Genomic DNA, 18,404 nt, shown 5'->3' on the forward strand with positions numbered 1-18,404 from the left:
CGACAACTGGAATATGAAAGCAAGGCGCATCGATTGAATACCGTTTATGCTGTAGGTTTGCATAAAAAGGAAAACTGAATGTTCACGCTGAGCTGGCAACCGCCTTATGACTGGCCCTGGATGCTGGGATTTCTTGCCGCCCGTGCGGTTAACGGTGTCGAAACGGTGGAGGAACTGAGTTATGCCAGAAGCCTGTCCGTAGGGGAGCATCGGGGTCTGGTGCGCGTCGTACCGGATTTGCACGCCAATGTGCTACACGTGACGTTAAGTTCGGGATTACAACCCGTCGCCCCCGAGTGCCTGGCGAAAATAACCCGCTTGTTTGATCTTACCTGTTGCCCGCAGCAAATAGTCAGCGCGCTGGGAAGCCTTGGTGCGGCGCGTCCGGGACTGCGCCTGCCGGGATGTGTCGATGCTTTTGAGCAAGGGGTACGGGCGATTTTAGGGCAGTTAGTCAGCGTGGCTATGGCGGCAAAACTGACGGCGAAAGTCGCCCATGCTTATGGCGACACGCTGGAGGATGCGCCAGGTTATGTTTGTTTTCCCATGCCTGAAGCGCTTGCTGACGCCGAACCGCTGCACCTGAAAGCGTTAGGGATGCCGCTCAAACGCGCTGAAGCGTTGATTCACCTGGCGCGTGCAACGCTTGAAGGAACGCTTGCGACAGTAGCGCCTGACGATATTGAGCAAGGCGTTAAGCAACTACAAACGTTTCCCGGAATAGGGCGCTGGACCGCCAACTATTTTGCGCTGCGTGGTTGGCAGGCGAAGGATGTTTTTCTGCCGGATGATTATCTGATTAAACAGCGTTTTCCCGGCATGACGCCAGCCCAGATCCGGCGGTATGCAGAGCGTTGGAAACCCTGGCGCTCCTATGCACTCTTGCATATCTGGTACACGGATGGCTGGCAACCGTCAGTTGATGGCGAAATTACTGGTATTCAGTAGCAGATCCAACGGTTGGGCGTTGGCAATAATGTCGCCATAAATCATGTCAATACCGATGCCAGAAAGCGCATCCATGATAAGCGGCAACTGCACCGGACCGGCGATGCTTTTAATGTCCAGACGCTGGGCATGTCCCTGGATAATGGACACCCACATCTCGTCAATCAGGTCTCCGTGAGCGCTGGCGCTTAGCTCGCTGTCAAGCAACAGGTAATCGACAATGTGGTATTTCAGATTGTCAAAAAGCTCTAAATCACGACCGACCTGACTTAACACAATTCGACAACCGAACTGACGTAGCCGATGCAGGGCGGATATCGCCTGCGTTGGATTCGTTTTGATGACGCTGGCCGGAACGGTCAGGTGCAGCAGCCGTGGCGGTAACGGGCTATGTTGCAATTGTTCCAGCAGCTCATCAACAAGTTCTGAATTGAGCAGCCCGGCGGCGGAAAGGGGGAGCGCAACACTGAGGCCCTTGCTGGCGACTGCCGGGGCAGCATTCTGGAAGAATTCGCTGAATACCCGACGGTCGAGCGCTTGATTCAATGTGGGATCGACCAGCCCGGTACGGAATGTTTGCTCTTCAATCACTTCGCCTTCAGCGGTCCCTAAGCGTAGCGATATAAGCCAGAAGCTAAACGTCTCAGGTATACGTGGAGAAGCCACGCCTCTGGCGATCATCAGCATGGGGCTATGCATAATGGTATGCTTTTGTTCGTCCAATGACAGTTGGCTACGCGCGGCATGCGCCTGGCTTTGCTGGGGTTCATAGACGCAGACACGCCCACGTCCGCTGTTTTTCGCCGCGTAGCAGGCGATATCCGCCTGAGACATGACGTCAGTCGCGATATGGTTTTTGTCATCAATCAGCGTAATTCCCGCACTGGCGCCAATGCGGTGCAAGCGGCCATCCCACATGAAGTGGTAATCGTTAATAGCACTGATGATGCGACCTGAAATGAAGCGGGCGCTTTCGATATTACAATCTGGCAGCAACAGACCAAACTCGTCGCCGCCAAGGCGCGCCAGCATATCGCTGGACCGCAGCATGCTTAGCATCAGTGAAGAGAGTTCGCGCAGCAGGGCATCGCCTGCGGCATGACCTGCGCTATCGTTCACCGCTTTAAAACGATCAAGATCGATAAAAACCAGCACATGACTTTGGTGCGCGTCGTGCACCGTATGCAGCAACTGTTTGAGATGGTTTTCAAAGCTGACCCGATTGGCCAACTGCGTCAGGTCGTCATGCGAAGCGCTGTAGCTAAGCTGGCGCAGCATCTTACGTGACTCGGTGACATCCTGAATAACCAGCACTGAGCCAATGCTGCCGCCATCAAGGGTGCTGAGGGGCGTGATGCTGTACTGAATGTCATAACTGTTGCCGTTGCGACAATGCAGGACGACTTCTTGTTCCATTGCCTTACGCGACATGTCGGCACTGTAGATATTTTCCATCAGCGGACCGTTATCGCCGAAAGTAATACGCAGTACCGTCAGGAGCGGAATGCCAATTGCGTTTTCCTGCTGCCAGCCGCTCATTTTCTCAGCGACCGGATTCATAAAGGTCACATTCATGTCGACATCAATACAAATCACCGCCTCGCCGATGGAGTCCAGCGTAATATGCAAACGCTCTTTTTCTTGGAACAGCGCTTCGTTGAGCTGCTTCACCTCGGTCATATCCATATTGATGCCAAGTAAGCGTTCAACTTCACCGTCTTTATTCAGTACCCGGTTGGCCAATGAGCGGATATGCCGTATGCCACCTTTTACCGCGATACGAAACTCAAGCTTAAACGGGGCTCGTGCGGCCAGCGAATCGCGAATCACATTTTCGGCGTGTTCGCGATCTTCAGGCACAACGCATTCATACCAGACTTGCCAACTGGGTTTGATATGTGCCGGGACTTCGTAGAGATCGAACATACGCTTATCCCAACTGATCACATCAGGCTGCAGTTCCCATTCCCAAATGCCGATCCCCCCGGCTTCATTAGCGAGCGTAATGCGCTCCATCAGCCGTTTGTTCATCCACTCGGTGTGCTTCAGATCGTTAATGTCCTCAATCTGCGCAATAAAGTAGAGTGGGGTGGTGTCGCTATGGCGCACCAGCGAAACGGCCAGCAAGGCCCATACCACCTCGCCTGCGCGCGTGTAATAGCGTTTCTCCATGGAATAGCTGTTAATTTCCCCGCGCGCCAGCATGTTTAACTGTTCGAGGTCATTGTTCAAATCTTCCGGCCAGGTTAATTGCTGGAAGGTGAGCGAACGTAGCTCCTCCTGGCTATAGCCCAGAAACTGGCACAAGGCTTTATTGGCCTGTAGCCATTGCCCCTCGGTCCCGACCAGCGCCATGCCAATTGCGGAATATTCCATAGCATTGCGAAAGCGCGCTTCGCTTTCTGAGATGTGCTTGCGTTCTGCCCGAAACGCGTACATCACCATGGTCATCATATTGGCTGGCAACAGGATCATCAAAAACGGCAGCCACGGTATGCTGGTCATCATGTTCTGTTTGGGGGTGTAGAGCAGCGAAGGGTCAGCGGCCAACATCAGCGAAACCATCATCACGGTGCTGAGGAAAATTAAAAACGCCTCCATACGCGGCAGACGGACAGCGCTCCACATCAACAGGACAATAACGCAGGTAAACGGCCATGGAATGAACATCATCGACAGCCAACTGAACGTTAACGTCACCAGAAGCGTAATCAGAGTTTCAAGCAGTAATCGCGGATTGCGGTGGCGCAGCAGATAATGTGGCTTAAACAGTAAACCTAATGGTACCAGCGCCAGCGCGCCGATGGATTCTGACAGCACCCAAATGAGGAAGGTATTTAACGACGTTTCTTGCGGTAATAATAACCAGAGTAATACGCCGCCCAGCAGCGGAGGGACCACTGCGCTGCCGAATGCCAGGCGCGCCCAGTCGTTGAGATTTTGTAAAGGATTGTACCAGGGCAGCAGTTTGCGCAATAACATTGCCCCCACGACAGCCTCAATAATGTTGATGGCCGTGTAGGTAAAGCTAAGTGACTCGCCGGGGAAGAAGAGCAAAGAACCCGCGATGTTACCCAATGAGCACGCCAGCGCGATCCCCGGCCACATTTTTCCCGCATGACGGTAAAAAGCCACCATCATGATTGAGGTCGGAAACCACAGCGGCGCCAGCTGCGCACCGAAACGAGACAGTTCCAGCGAGAACAGCGTAAAGATGAAAGCCACCAGACCTAAACTGGCCAGGCGCAGTAGAGGATGAGGTAAGGTAACTAAAACATGTTGGGATTGTTTACTCATTACCACTCTACCCAAATAGCCGTTGTCGCCCAGTAGAGATGCCGGACGCATCACATTTAATCTGGGTTTATGCTAGTACAAATAATTTACAATTTATACGCCAGCTGCTCATAAATTAACACTCTCAAGCTATTAATTACTAAGGCTGGCGAATAAATGTAGCGCATGCTTTAAATATGACCGTTTTAATTTGCGACAGGGAAGGCATTGGTGCAGCCTGGGCTGGCGTCGCGCCGCTGAAATCCCTATAATTGCCGCGTTTGGCGTTTCGGCGCCGCCCTTCCTAACATCCAGGTTAATCAGGTCGCTAAATTTATGACTGATCAGTCCCATCAGTGCGTCATTATCGGCATTGCCGGCGCATCGGCTTCCGGCAAGAGTCTTATTGCCAGTACTCTTTATCGCGAATTGCGTGAACAAGTCGGTGACGAACATATTGGCGTTATTCCCGAAGACAGCTATTACAAAGATCAAAGCCATCTATCGATGGAAGAGCGTGTAAAAACCAACTACGACCATCCGAACGCGATGGATCACAGCCTGCTGTTCCAACATCTGCAAACGCTGAAACGCGGTAGTGCCATTGAGCTGCCAGTGTACAGCTACGTTGAGCACACGCGCACGCAAGACACTATTCATATCGAACCCAAGAAAGTCATCATCCTGGAAGGCATTTTGCTGCTGACGGATGCGCGTTTGCGTGATGAGATGAACTTCTCTATTTTTGTTGATACCCCGCTGGATATTTGCCTGATGCGCCGTATCAAGCGCGATGTGAACGAACGTGGTCGTTCAATGGATTCAGTGATGGCGCAATATCAGAAAACCGTCCGTCCGATGTTCCTGCAATTTATTGAGCCTTCAAAACAATACGCCGACATCATTGTGCCGCGCGGGGGTAAAAACCGCATCGCCATCGATATTCTGAAGGCTAAAATCAGTCAGTTCTTTGAATAAGTTCAGCGAATTGTGTACCGTTCAGTGATAACCTGGTTCACCCTTAATGCACCTGGCATTAAGGGGTTGAAGCACGAAAGGAGAAAGTGCCATGCGTTTATGTGACCGAGATATTGAAGCCTGGTTGGATCAAGGTCGTCTGTCGATCAATCCACGCCCTCCTGTCGAGCGAATCAACGGCGCCACGGTAGATGTGCGCCTTGGCAACAAATTCCGTACGTTCCGCGGGCATACGGCGGCGTATATCGATCTGAGCGGACCGAAAGATGAAGTCAGCGCCGCGCTGGATCGCGTGATGAGTGATGAAATCGTCCTCAAAGACGGCGAGGCATTTTTCCTGCATCCGGGCGAACTGGCGCTGGCAGTGACGTTCGAATCCGTGACGCTGCCTTCCGATCTTGTTGGTTGGTTAGATGGCCGTTCTTCGTTGGCGCGTCTGGGACTGATGGTACACGTCACCGCACACCGTATCGATCCGGGCTGGTCTGGCTGCATCGTACTGGAGTTTTACAACTCCGGAAAACTACCGCTGGCCCTGCGTCCTGGCATGCCGATTGGCGCATTAAGCTTCGAACCGCTTTCCGGTCCGGCGGCGCGACCTTACAACCGTCGTCAGGATGCAAAGTATCGCGATCAGCAGGGCGCCGTTGCCAGCCGGATCGATAAAGACTGAGTATTTTCAGTCCATTGGGGATAGCATGAGACGATTTCTGACGACGCTGATGATTCTACTGGTCGTGCTGGTGGCCGGTTTTTCTGCGTTAGTACTGTTGGTGAATCCGAATGATTTCCGCGCATATATGGTCAAGCAGGTTGCTGCGCGTAGCGGATATCAGCTGCAGTTGGATGGCCCTCTGCGTTGGCACGTATGGCCTCAGCTGAGTATCCTCTCGGGGCGCATGGTGTTAACGGCTGAAGGCGCCAGCGAACCCCTGATTCGTGCCGACAATATGCGTCTTGACGTCGCGTTGTGGCCGCTGTTGAGTCACCAGCTCAGCGTGAAGCAGGTGATGCTCAAAGGCGCGGTGATTCAACTGACCCCGCAAACTGAAGCGGTGCGCGGCAAAGATGCGCCCGTTGCCCCAAAAGACAATACCTTGCCCGACCTGGCTGAAGACAGAGGATGGTCGTTTGATATTGCCCGCCTGCGTGTTGCCGATAGCGTTCTGGTATTCCAGCATGAAGACGATGAACAGGTCACGGTTCGCGATATTCGTCTGGATATGGAACAGGATAACCAGCACCGCGGCACGTTTGATTTCTCCGGGCGCGTTAACCGCGATCAGCGTGACCTCGCGTTATCCTTCAACGGCAGCGTTGATGCCTCCGACTATCCGCATAACTTATCCGCGAATATTGAGCAGCTAAGCTGGCAATTGCAGGGGGCCGATCTACCGGCGCAGGGGATCAAAGGCCAGGGACAGTTTCAGGCGCAGTGGCTGGAAGAGAAAAAACAGCTCGCGTTTAGCCAGATTCATTTGACCGCTAACGACAGCTCTCTCGCCGGGCAAGTTCATGTGACATTGTTGGATAAACCAGAATGGGCCGTCGACCTGAGGTTTGGTCAGCTCAATCTGGACAATCTGCTCGTACAACGTGAGGCTGTGACGACGAACGGTGAGGTTCAGCAAGGTCAGAGTCAGTCAACGCTGGCGCGCCCCGTCATTGCTTCCCAGGTTGATGCCGTTTCGTATCAGGGACTGAAGGGATTTTCGGCAGACATCGCTTTGCAAGCTGACAAAGTGCTGTGGCGGAAAATGGCGTTTGACAATGTCTCGGCAAAAATTGACAACCAGTTCGGCTTGTTGAACGTTACGCAGTTGCAGGGGAAAAGTGACGGCGGGCTGGTGTCGCTTCCTGGTATGCTGGATGCCAGAAAAGGACAGCCGCGAGCGGTCTTCCATCCGCGCCTGGAAGGCGTAGAAATTGGTACTATCCTGAAAGCCTTCGACTACCCCATCGCCCTCACCGGTAAGCTGTCACTGGCAGGGGATTTCTCTGGCTCAGATATTGATGCCCAGGCGTTTCGTCATAGCTGGCAAGGGCAGGCCCATGTCGAAATGAGCGATACGCGAATGGAAGGAATGAACTTCCAGCAGATGATACAACAGGCCGTCGAACGTAGCGGTGGGGATGTTAAAGCTCAGCAAAACCTGGATAACGTGACCCGGTTGGATCATTTTGTAACCGATATGACGCTGGATAACGGCGAGGTTACGCTGGATAACATGGCGGGTGAGTCGGCGATGCTGGCGCTGACCGGCAAGGGAACGCTGGATCTGGTGAAGCTGAATTGCGACACGCTGTTTAACATTCGCGTGCTGGGTGGCTGGGATGGCGAAAGTAAGCTGATTAACTTCCTGAAGGCTACCCCGGTTCCTCTCAGAGTCTACGGTCAGTGGCAGGCGCTAAACTACAGTCTGCAAGTCGACCAGATTTTGCGTAAGCATTTGCAGGATGAAGCGAAACGTCGCCTTAACGATTGGGCCGATCGCAATAAAGACTCCCGCAACGGTAAAGATGTTAAAAAGTTGCTGGATAAACTCTGATTCATATTGCCGGATGGCGGTTGATGCCGCCTCCGGCTCGTGATTTACACCTCGTAATCCATCTCTTCTTCACTGTGCAGCGGTATCAGTTGGACTTTTTGCACGCGATGATTTTCCACCTGCAGGGTTTTTAGTCGATAGTCGCCGACCTGAACTTCCTCCCCGGTTTTCGGGATGCGCTGCAAATACTCCATTAACAGTCCGGCAATGGTGTGATATTCACGCTTATCATCTAACGGGATAGGCACGTACTGCACCAGATCTTCCAACGGCATGTGTCCGTTAGCGGTCCATGAACCATCTGCGTTTTTCTGAATGTCATGGCGGGCGTCAATCTCCTCTACCTCATTTGGCAGGTTACCGGCGATGGTTTCCATCACGTCACTGAGCGTTACAATCCCTTCAACTGACCCAAATTCATCGGCCACAAAAGCGAAGTGCGTCCGGGCGTTACGGAACTGCTCAAGCGCCGGAAGCAGCGGCAGAGTTTCCGGGAACACCAACGGCTGGCGAATCAAGACGCGTAAGTCGAGCGGCTCGCCGCGAAGAGATTGCTGTAGCAGGTCGATGACATGCACCACGCCCAGCAAGTCTTCCTGCTCATCTTCGCCGGTGACTACCAGACGCGTATGCTGGTTTTTTTCCAGCAAAGCGCGGATTTCTGTTTCCGGGGCATTGAGGTCGATGTGCTCAATATCATGGCGCGAGGTCATGATGCTGCTGACCGTACGCTGATTAAGGTTCAGCACACGTTCAATCATCCGCCGTTCCTGAGGGGCAAAAATTTGGCCTTCATGATGGTCTGCCAGCATTGCCGCGGTTTCGGCATCCAGTTCGGCGTCTTCTTTTTGCCCGCTCAGCAGTCGCATTACCGCCTCGGCGGTGCGCTGGCGCAGGGTATGGTTGGCTGACAGGAAGCGACGGCGGTTAAAGATAGCTAACTGGTTCAATGCTTCTATCATGACCGAGAAGCCGATGGCGGCGTACAGGTAACCTTTCGGAATATGGAAACCAAACCCATCGGCGACCAGACTGAAACCAATCATCAGCAAGAAGCTCAGGCACAGAATGACGATAGTGGGATGGCTGTTGACAAAGCGCGTCAGCGACTTGCTGGCAAGCACCATCAGGCTGATGGCAATAATCACCGCGGCCATCATTACCGCCAGGTGATCGACCATCCCCACGGCGGTAATGACGGAATCCAGGGAGAAGATGGCGTCCAGCACGACTATTTGCGCGACGACGCCCCAGAACTTAGCGCCTTTACGCTGGGTCGGGTTCTCGCTGTCTTTGCCTTCAAGCCGTTCGTTTAGCTCCATGGTGGCTTTAAACAGCAGGAAGAAACCGCCGAACAGCATGATCAGATCGCGCGCGCTGAAGCTCAGGCCGCGAATGCTGAACAGCGGCGTGGTCAGCGTTACCAGCCATGATATTGATGCCAACAGCAGCAGGCGCATGACCATCGCCAGCAGTAGCCCGGTAATACGCGCCTTATCCCGCTGGGCAGGAGGCAGTTTCTCCGCGAGGATGGCAATAAAAACAAGATTATCAATGCCAAGAACAAGTTCGATCACGATTAGCGTGACGAGTCCGGCCCAGATTGACGGATCGGCAATCCATTCCATAGTAAATGCTATACCCATAGTTGTATGACAATTGTCACAATTCGATCATGGGTAAAACTGGCGAAAAATGCAATGGCGAGGAGGGATTTCTCTGTAGCCTATTACAACCAGGTACGGGATATTAGCCTTAATGTAACTACAGGAAATAATATTATTAATTCAAAGCTCTTTAAGAAATATCGCAGGTGGGATATTTCTATATTAACGTTGTCAATATCAATAAAATCCTAAAAATATACAAATTCAACGCTTAATATTAATCTTAAAAGCAAGTTGTCGGTAACTTGTTACCTTGCCTGATATTCGCTTAGCTGCAACAATTCCTCCGGTAATAATCAAAAGATAAATATTTCCTTATCAACCAGCGGCGCTATTCCTGATGCGTTCCCGCTGTGAATGTGATGAAAATAAAGGGGAAGATAAAAATTTAAATTAATCAGTGCATTGGTAGCTAATGAAGCCAGGGGCGGTAGCGTGTCTGGTCGCCTGAGACGAGCCTAAATTATTCTGTCAAGAGACCGCAGATGAATTCATTTTTTTTAGGACAGATGCCAGTTAAATTCCTTTTCAATTAACGGCAAGGTAAATGCGTACAGGCGAAGTCGCTATTTAGATCGCACGTGATAATTACTCTGCCAAAGTGATAAATAATCAATGATGAAATCCAAACTTAAATTGATGCCTGTATTGGTATCGGTAATCTTGATAAACGGTTGTACCGTGCTTCCGGGCAGCAATATGTCTACGATGGGCAAAGATGTGATTAAACAGCAGGACGCTGATTTTGATATCGATCGCATGGTGAATGTTTATCCACTCACCCCACGACTGGTCGAACAATTACGTCCCCGACCAAATGTTGCGCAGCCTAATATGTCTCTCGACCAGGAGATTGCCGGGTATCAGTACCGGGTCGGCCCGGGCGATGTCCTGAATGTCACCGTCTGGGATCATCCTGAACTCACCACGCCGGCCGGGCAGTATCGTAGCTCAAGTGATGCCGGCAACTGGGTGCAGCCTGATGGCACCATGTTTTACCCCTACATCGGCAAAGTTAGCGTGTCAGGGAAAACGTTGGCCGAAATTCGTAGTGATATTACCGGGCGCTTAGCGAAGTACATTGCTGACCCGCAGGTGGACGTTAATATCGCCGCTTTCCGTTCGCAGAAGGCCTATGTCTCCGGGCAGGTGAACAAATCCGGCCAGCAGGCCATCACCAACGTGCCGCTTACCATTCTCGATGCCATTAACGCCGCAGGCGGTCTCACCGAGGCGGCAGACTGGCGCAACGTTGTACTGACTCATAAAGGGCAGGAGCAACGCATTTCACTGCAAGCGCTAATGCAAAATGGCGACCTGAGCCAGAACCGTCTGCTCTATCCTAGCGACATCCTGTTTGTTCCGCGTAATGACGATTTGAAAGTCTTCGTGATGGGGGAAGTGAAAAAACAGAGCACCCTCAAAATGGACTTCAGCGGTATGACGCTCACCGAAGCGCTCGGCAACGCGGAAGGTATCGACCTGACCACCTCCAACGCCAGCGGCATTTTCGTTATTCGTCCATTGAAAGGCGAGGGCGGGAACAACGGCAAGATTGCCAATATCTATCAGCTTGATATGTCCGATGCGACATCGCTGGTGATGGCGACGTCATTCCGACTCCAGCCATACGATGTGGTGTACGTCACTACCGCGCCGGTTGCTCGCTGGAACCGTTTGATCAATCAGTTGCTGCCGACTATTAGCGGTGTTCGCTATATGACGGACACGGCCAGCGACCTTCACAACTGGTAATCGTCATGTTTAACAAAATCTTAGTTGTCTGTGTGGGGAACATTTGCCGCTCTCCGACGGCAGAGCGCTTGTTAAGGCAATTTCACCCGGCGCTGACGGTCTCTTCTGCCGGCCTTGGGGCGTTGGTAGGCAAAGGCGCGGACCCGTGCGCCATCAGCGTGGCGCAGGCGCACAACCTGTCACTGGAGAATCATTGTGCCCGGCAGATCTCGGGACGAATGTGCCGGGAGTATGACCTGATCCTGACCATGGAAAAACGCCATATCTCTGCCCTGTGTGAAATGGTGCCGGAGATGCGCGGCAAAGTGATGTTGTTTGGTCACTGGGACAGCGAGCGCGAAATTCCCGATCCGTATCGTAAAAGCCGTGATGCGTTTGACGCGGTGTACGCATTACTTGAACGGTCTGCACGCCAATGGGCTCAGGCACTGAACGCAGAGCAGGGAAAACAATGACAGAAAAAGTAAAACAGTCTGCTGCGCCGGTAACGGGCAATGATGAAATCGATATTGGCCGTCTGGTGGCAACGGTGGTGGAAGCCCGCTGGTGGGTGCTTGGTATTACTGCGGCATTTGCATTATGCGCAGCGGTTTACACGCTATTTGCCACTCCGATCTACAGTGCGGACGCGCTGGTGCAAATTGAGCAAAATACCGGAAATTCACTGGTGCAGGATATTGGCTCGGCGTTGTCGAACAAACCTCCGGCCTCTGAAGCGGAAATTCAGCTCATCCAGTCACGGCTGGTATTGGGGAAAACGGTAGACGATCTCAACCTGGATATCGCGGTTACCAAAGATACGTTCCCCATTTTTGGCGCGGGTTGGGATCGGTTGATGGGGCGCCAGAACGAAACGGTTAACGTGACGACTTTCACGCTGCCAAAGGCAATGAATGAACAGACCTTCACGCTAAGCGTGCTGAATGACAAAAGTTATCAGCTGGTGAGTGACGGAGGTTTTAGCGCCCAGGGGCAGGTTGGGCAGGTGCTGAAACATGACGGCGTGACGATGCTGGTCGAGGCTATCCATGCCAGCCCTGAGAGCCAATTTACCGTCAGCAAATTCTCCACGCTGGGCATGATCAACACCCTGCAAAATAATCTGATGGTGACGGAAACCGGCAAAGACACTGGCGTACTGAGCCTGACCTTTACCGGCGAAGACCGCGAGCAAATCCGCCAGATCCTTGACAGTATTACCCGCAACTACCTGCAACAAAACGTGGAGCGTAAATCTGAAGAGGCCGCCAAAAGTCTGGCGTTTCTGGCAAAGCAGTTGCCCGAGGTACGTAACCGGCTGGACGTTGCCGAAAACAAGCTGAATGCCTTTCGTCAGGACAAAGACTCCGTGGATTTGCCGCTGGAAGCCAAAGCGGTGCTGGATTCCATGGTGAATATTGATGCGCAGCTTAATGAGCTGACCTTCAAAGAAGCGGAGATTTCCAAGCTGTTCACCAAAGCGCACCCTGCGTACCGCACCTTGCTGGAAAAACGCCAGGCGCTGGAAGATGAGAAAAGCAAGCTGAACGGGCGCGTAACGGCGATGCCGAAAACGCAGCAGGAAATTGTCCGCCTGACGCGTGACGTGGAGTCCGGCCAGCAGGTCTATATGCAGCTGCTGAACAAGCAACAGGAGCTGAAGATTACCGAGGCCAGTACGGTCGGAGATGTGCGCATCGTCGATCCCGCGATTGCCCAGCCAGGCGTGCTGAAGCCGAAAACGACGCTGATTATTCTCGGTAGCATCATTCTTGGTTTGATGCTTTCAGTGGTGGGCGTACTGCTGCGTTCCCTGTTTAATCGCGGCATTGAAAGCCCACAGGCGCTGGAAGAGCATGGTATCAGCGTGTATGCCAGCATTCCGCTATCAGAATGGCAAAAAGCTCGCGATAACGTGCAAACCATTAAAGGCGTGAAACGCTACAAGCAAAGCCAGTTGCTGGCGGTGGGGAATCCGACGGATCTTGCGATAGAAGCGGTCCGCAGCCTGCGTACCAGCCTGCACTTTGCCATGATGCAGGCGCGCAACAACGTCTTGATGCTGACCGGCGTCAGCCCGTCAATTGGTAAAACGTTTGTCTGCGCCAACCTGGCGGCGGTCGTTAGTCAGACCAACAAACGCGTGCTGTTGATCGACTGCGACATGCGCAAAGGTTATACCCACGAGCTGCTGGGGACCAATAACGTTAACGGTCTGTCTGAGATCCTCATCGGCAAGGGGGATATCTCATCCAGCGCGAAACCGACATCGATTCCACATTTCGATCTGATCCCTCGCGGACAAATTCCCCCCAACCCCTCCGAACTGCTGATGAGTGAACGCTTTGGCGAACTGATTGCATGGGCCAGCTCGCACTATGACCTGGTGCTGATCGATACCCCGCCAATACTGGCGGTGACCGACGCGGCTATCGTGGGTCGTCACGTTGGAACCACGCTGATGGTGGCGCGTTACGCGGTCAACACGCTGAAAGAGGTGGAAACCAGCCTGAGTCGCTTCGAGCAAAACGGCATTCAGGTGAAAGGGGTGATCCTGAACTCGATCTTCCGCCGTGCCAGCGGGTATCAGGATTACGGTTACTACGAATACGAGTACACCTCGGATACGAAATAGATTACGAACATTGCCGGATAGCGGCCCACAAAAACATATTTATACCCTAAATAATTCGAGTTGCAGGAAAGCCAACGCAGATGCAACTTGAAGTATGACGGGGATATCTGGGAAACGAAAATGACGATAGACAACCCGCTAATTTCAATTTATATGCCCACCTGGAACCGTCAGCAACTGGCCATCCGGGCGATTAAATCGGTACTGCGCCAGGACTATCCTCACTGGGAGATGATCATTGTGGATGATTGCTCTTCCTCGTATGAGCAACTGCAGCAATTTGTTGAAGAGCTCAACGATCCGCGTGTGTCGTATACGCGTAATCCCACTAACTCCGGAGCCTGTGCGGTGCGTAATCAGGCCATCATGCAGGCCAGTGGGCAATATATTACGGGTATTGATGATGATGATGAATGGACGCCGAACCGCCTGAGCGTATTTCTCAATTATCGCCATCATCTGGTGACGCGGGCGTTTCTGTATGCCAATGACTATGTCTGTGAAGGCGAAGTATATTCGCAGCCGACCAGTTTGCCGCTCTATCCGAAGGCCGTTTATTCACGCCGTAAATTTTATAAGCGCAATATTATTGGTAATCAGGTGTTTACCTGGGCCTGGCGGTTTAAAGCATGCCTGTTCGATACCACGCTGAAAGCGGCGCAGGATTATGACATTTTCCTGCGCATGGTGGTGGCGTATGGCAAACCGTGGAAGGTAAAAGAGGCAACGCAGATCCTGCATGTGAATCACGGTGAAATGCGTATTACCTCATCCCCGCATAAATTCTCTGGCTACTTTCAGTTCTACCGTAAGCACAAAGGCAAATTTGACCGGGCCAGCAAGAAATATCAGCTGTTTACCCTCTACCAAATCCGCAATAAACGGATGAACTGGCGCACGTTGCTGACGCTGCTTTCTGTTCGCAATAGTAAGCGCCTGGCCGACGGACTGCGAGGACGCTAAGTATGCTGGAAGATTTACGCGCGAACGGCTGGAGTCTGCGACCCTGCTGCATGGTGGTGGCCTATCGGATTGCCCATTTTTGCTCCGTCTGGCGTAAAAAAAATGTCTTGAACAACCTGTGGGCGGCGCCGGTGCTGGTGATGTATCGCCTTATCACTGAATGCGTGTTTGGCTATGAAATCCAGGCCGCTGCATCTATTGGTCGTCGTTTCACCATCCATCATGGCTATGGGGTGGTGATCAATAAACACGTGGTGGCGGGGGATGATTTCACCCTGCGCCACGGCGTCACCATCGGCAATCTTGGCGGCAACGATCTGTCCTGTCCGGTCATCGGTAACGGCGTTGAGCTGGGGGCCAATGTCACTCTGCTTGGCGGCGTTGCCATTGGCGATAACGTGACGATTGGCGCCGGGAGCGTCGTAGTGGACAGCATCCCGGACAATACGCTGGTCGTGGGCGAGAAGGCACGGGTGAAGGTAATAAAATGAAGATATTACAGTTTAATGTGCGACTCGCAGAAGGCGGGGCGGCAGGTGTGGCGTTAGATTTGCATCTGAGGGCGCTGGAAAAAGGGCTGTCATCGCATTTTGTCTACGGCTATGGCAAAGGCGGTAAGAAAAGCGTCAGCCATGCGAATTACCCGCAGGTTATCAAACATACGCCACGTCTGACGTCGGCGGCGAACATTGCGCTGTTTCGTTTCGCGAACCGCGACATGTTTGGCAATCTCGACAAGTTGTACCGTACGGTAACCCGCACTTCCGGCCCGCTGGTACTGCATTTTCATGTGTTGCACAGCTACTGGTTGAATCTGGAAGAGGTGGTCGCCTTTTGCCAAAAAGTGAAGGCGCATAAACCGGATATCACCTTCGTCTGGACGCTGCACGATCACTGGAGCGTGACCGGGCGCTGTGCCTTTACCGATGGTTGCGAAAGCTGGAAAACGGGCTGTCAGAAATGTCCAACGCTCAGTAACTATCCGCCGGTAAAAATCGATAAAGCCCATCAACAGTTGCCTGGTAAACGGCAGATGTTTCGCGCCATGCTGGCGCTGGGCTGCCAGTTCATCTCGCCCAGTCAGCATGTGGCCGATGCATTCAACAGTCTGTATGGCGTCGGTCGTTGCCGCATTATTAACAACGGCATCGATGTGGCAACGGAAGCCATTCTTGCCGAACTTCCCGCTAAGCATGAGGAAAGCGGCAGACCGAAAATCGCCGTGGTGGCCCATGACCTGCGCTATGACGGAAAAACCAGTCAGCAACTGGTGCGAGCGATGATTGCGCTCGGAGACAAAATTGAGCTGCATACCTTCGGCAAATTTTCTCCGTTTGTCGGGGATAACGTCATCAATCACGGGTTTGAGAGCGATAAGCGCACGTTGATGAGCGCGCTTAACGAGATGGATGGGCTGGTGTTCAGCTCGCGCGTTGATAACTACCCGCTGATTCTGTGTGAAGCGCTTTCCATCGGCGTACCGGTTATTGCTACGCATAGCGATGCCGCGCAGGAAGTGCTGGCGAAATCGGGCGGCAAAACGTTCAGCGAAGCGGACGTTTTGCACCTGGTGCAACTGAAAAGATCAGACATTGCGCAGGCGGTATTTGACACGTCGCTTGCCGCGTTCAGCCAGCGCAGCCGGGTGGCATACAGTGGGCAACAGATGCTGGAGGAGTATGTCTCGTTCTATCAGAATCTGTAGCTATCTGGTGCTACCGCTGCTTTATCTGCTGGTTAACGTCAAACTCGCCCAGCTTGGCGAGAGCTTCCCGATAACTATCGTCACGTTCTTGCCCGTTCTGCTGTTGCTGTTTGTCGAGCGCATCAATATTAAAAAATTAATGATTGCGCTGGGCGTGGGGGGCGGACTGACGGCGTTTAACTATCTGTTCGGACAATCACTGGATGCCAGCAAGTACGTGACGTCCGCAATGCTGTTTGTCTATACCGTGGTGATTATCGGTATGGTGTGGAGTATTCGCTTCAAAACCATTTCGCCGCATAACTACATTAAGATCTTGCGTTTTTTCTGGCTGGTTGTGGGCCTGGTGGTGGGGTTAGCTGCGGTGGAAATGGCGCAGATAATTCTTAGTGGCGGCAGCAGTTTAATGGAAGTTATTTCGAAATATCTTATTTACAGTAATAGCTATGTTCTGAACTTTATTAAGTTTGGTGGGAAGCGTACCACTGCACTCTATTTCGAACCGGCATTCTTCGCTCTGGCGTTAATCTCAATTTGGCTCAGTATCAAACAGTTTGGTATCAAAACGCCTAAGTCCGATGCTATGATTCTGGCAGGGATAATATTATCAGGATCGTTTTCAGGGGTAATGACATTTATTTTGTTTTACCTCCTGGAGTGGGCGTTCCAGTATCTGAATAAAGATGCGATAAAAAAGAAGTTGCCGCTGGCGATAATCTCATTAAGCGTGTTTGTTGTTGGTGTGATATTTGCGTTGCCGTACATCGCGACACGGCTTGGAGATTTAGGAACTGAAGGCTCATCATCGTATTATCGTATCGTGGGACCATTAGTAATGGTCGGTTATTCATTACTTAACGTTGATGGGGTAGTGAGATTCGGCTCACTTTATGAATATGTTGCGTCATTCGGAATTTTTAACGGTGCAGATGTTGGTAAAACGATAGACAATGGCTTGTATCTGCTGATTATTTATTTCTCATGGTTCGCGGTGATATTAGCCCTGTGGTACATGGGGAAAGTCATGAAGATGATGATCAATGCGTTTGGTGATAATCAGAATTATCGGGTGCAGCTTTATCTTTTTACGCCGCTGTCGCTGTTTTTTACAGGTTCAGTATTTAGTCCGGAATACGCATTTTTAATTGTATGTCCGTTTATTTTGCGCAAGGCGCTGAATATAGCGAGGTAGAACGCATGCTGCTCAGTATTATTACCGTCGCCTTTCGTAATCTGGAAGGGATCGTCAAAACTCACGCGTCGTTAGCTCATCTGGCGCAGGCGGGTGATATCAGTTTTGAGTGGATTGTTGTTGATGGCGGCTCCTCTGACGGTACCTCGGCCTTTCTTGAAGAGCTCAGTGGAGAGCACCGGTTACGGTTTGTCAGCGAGCCGGATAAGGGCATCTATGATGCAATGAACAAAGGTATCGCTATGGCGCGCGGGCGGTTTGCGCTGTTCCTCAACTCCGGGGATATTCTGCATGCAGATGCTGCTCATTTTATCAGCCAGCTAAAAACGCAGAGCGATAAAGCGATGGTCATTGGCGATGCGTTGCTGGATTTCGGTAATGGTAACAAAATTAAGCGGCGGGCCAAGCCGGGTTGGTATATTTATCACAGCCTTCCCGCCAGCCATCAGGCCATCTTCTTTCCTCTCTCTGGACTGAATGTCTGGCGCTATGATTTGCAATATAAGATATCGTCTGATTACGCGCTGGCAGCCAAATTATACAAGTCAGGTTACGCGTTTAAAAAGCTGAGCGGGCTGGTGTCAGAGTTTTCCATGGGTGGGGTGTCAACGACGAATAATCTGGAATTGTGCCGGGATGCAAAAAAGGTACAGCGCCAGATATTACACATGCCAGGTTTTTGGACTGGGTTGTCAGAATATTTACGTCTGCGCACAACCGGTAAAACAAAAACCTTATATGGAAAAGCGTAAGGGTA

The 18,404-nt window shown here is 52.0% G+C and carries 14 protein-coding genes; 12 read left to right on the top strand and 2 right to left on the bottom strand.

All coding sequences use genetic code 11. From position 1 onward, the window contains the following. Nucleotides 1-78: 78 nt before the first annotated feature. Entirely contained in the window at nucleotides 79-948 is an 870-nt protein-coding gene (gene alkA / locus GFC06_RS12835) for a DNA-3-methyladenine glycosylase 2 (RefSeq protein ID WP_103766507.1), read from the top strand. Here alkA and GFC06_RS12840 read toward each other — a convergent pair. Beyond that, nucleotides 916-4,245, bottom strand: a complete 3,330-nt coding sequence (locus GFC06_RS12840) for a diguanylate cyclase (RefSeq protein WP_019077140.1) — start codon at nucleotides 4,243-4,245, stop codon at nucleotides 916-918. The two genes, alkA and GFC06_RS12840, sit on opposite strands and share 33 nt — an antisense overlap. A gap of 315 nt (nucleotides 4,246-4,560) precedes the next feature. On the opposite strand from GFC06_RS12840, the gene udk reads away from it, so the two are divergent. The 3 genes from udk to asmA all read left to right on the top strand — a co-directional run bounded on the left by udk (nucleotide 4,561) and on the right by asmA (nucleotide 7,751). Next, the gene (udk, locus tag GFC06_RS12845; protein WP_003036776.1) at nucleotides 4,561-5,202 is read left to right on the top strand and encodes a uridine kinase; all 642 of its coding nucleotides are present in this window, start codon (nucleotides 4,561-4,563) and stop codon (nucleotides 5,200-5,202) included. A gap of 91 nt (nucleotides 5,203-5,293) precedes the next feature. After that, the gene (dcd, locus tag GFC06_RS12850) at nucleotides 5,294-5,875 is read left to right on the top strand and encodes a dCTP deaminase (protein ID WP_016153598.1); all 582 of its coding nucleotides are present in this window, start codon (nucleotides 5,294-5,296) and stop codon (nucleotides 5,873-5,875) included. A 25-nt stretch (nucleotides 5,876-5,900) separates the two neighbouring features. Then, nucleotides 5,901-7,751 (top strand): outer membrane assembly protein AsmA, encoded by a 1,851-nt coding sequence (gene asmA / locus GFC06_RS12855; protein ID WP_153690216.1) that lies wholly within the window; start codon nucleotides 5,901-5,903, stop codon nucleotides 7,749-7,751. Nucleotides 7,752-7,795: 44 nt separating this feature from the next. Here the strand turns inward: asmA and GFC06_RS12860 are convergent, their stop codons facing one another. Then, nucleotides 7,796-9,379, bottom strand: a complete 1,584-nt coding sequence (locus GFC06_RS12860) for a TerC family protein (protein ID WP_019077138.1) — start codon at nucleotides 9,377-9,379, stop codon at nucleotides 7,796-7,798. A 654-nt stretch (nucleotides 9,380-10,033) separates the two neighbouring features. Between GFC06_RS12860 and GFC06_RS12865 the strand changes: the two genes are divergently transcribed. The 8 genes from GFC06_RS12865 (at nucleotide 10,034) to wcaE (ending at nucleotide 18,399) form a co-directional block, all read left to right on the top strand. Beyond that, complete coding sequence (locus GFC06_RS12865) at nucleotides 10,034-11,173, top strand: polysaccharide export protein (RefSeq protein WP_153690217.1); 1,140 nt, start codon at nucleotides 10,034-10,036, stop codon at nucleotides 11,171-11,173. A gap of 5 nt (nucleotides 11,174-11,178) precedes the next feature. After that, nucleotides 11,179-11,628 (top strand): low molecular weight protein-tyrosine-phosphatase Wzb, encoded by a 450-nt coding sequence (gene wzb / locus GFC06_RS12870; RefSeq protein WP_016156925.1) that lies wholly within the window; start codon nucleotides 11,179-11,181, stop codon nucleotides 11,626-11,628. After that, nucleotides 11,625-13,787: a tyrosine-protein kinase Wzc gene (wzc, locus tag GFC06_RS12875; protein WP_016156924.1), complete on the top strand. Its 2,163-nt coding sequence runs from the start codon at nucleotides 11,625-11,627 to the stop codon at nucleotides 13,785-13,787. The genes wzb and wzc overlap by 4 nt, the downstream gene beginning before the upstream one ends. A gap of 120 nt (nucleotides 13,788-13,907) precedes the next feature. Further along, nucleotides 13,908-14,750, top strand: coding sequence for a colanic acid biosynthesis glycosyltransferase WcaA (gene wcaA / locus GFC06_RS12880; RefSeq protein ID WP_049281965.1), 843 nt, complete (start codon nucleotides 13,908-13,910; stop codon nucleotides 14,748-14,750). A 2-nt stretch (nucleotides 14,751-14,752) separates the two neighbouring features. Continuing rightward, nucleotides 14,753-15,241 carry a colanic acid biosynthesis acetyltransferase WcaB gene (gene wcaB / locus GFC06_RS12885; protein WP_016156923.1) on the top strand — a complete coding sequence of 163 codons (489 nt, stop codon included), beginning with the start codon at nucleotides 14,753-14,755 and terminating at the stop codon, nucleotides 15,239-15,241. Next, complete coding sequence (wcaC, locus tag GFC06_RS12890) at nucleotides 15,238-16,455, top strand: colanic acid biosynthesis glycosyltransferase WcaC (RefSeq protein WP_153690218.1); 1,218 nt, start codon at nucleotides 15,238-15,240, stop codon at nucleotides 16,453-16,455. Before wcaB ends, wcaC begins: the two co-directional genes overlap by 4 nt. Then, complete coding sequence (gene wcaD, locus GFC06_RS12895; protein WP_153690219.1) at nucleotides 16,430-17,647, top strand: colanic acid polymerase WcaD; 1,218 nt, start codon at nucleotides 16,430-16,432, stop codon at nucleotides 17,645-17,647. Before wcaC ends, wcaD begins: the two co-directional genes overlap by 26 nt. Nucleotides 17,648-17,652: 5 nt before the next feature. Continuing rightward, nucleotides 17,653-18,399, top strand: a complete 747-nt coding sequence (gene wcaE, locus GFC06_RS12900; protein WP_153690220.1) for a colanic acid biosynthesis glycosyltransferase WcaE — start codon at nucleotides 17,653-17,655, stop codon at nucleotides 18,397-18,399. Nucleotides 18,400-18,404 lie beyond the last annotated feature (5 nt).

The sequence above is a fragment of the Citrobacter braakii genome (genome assembly GCF_009648935.1).
GTDB classification, from domain to species: domain Bacteria; phylum Pseudomonadota; class Gammaproteobacteria; order Enterobacterales; family Enterobacteriaceae; genus Citrobacter; species Citrobacter braakii.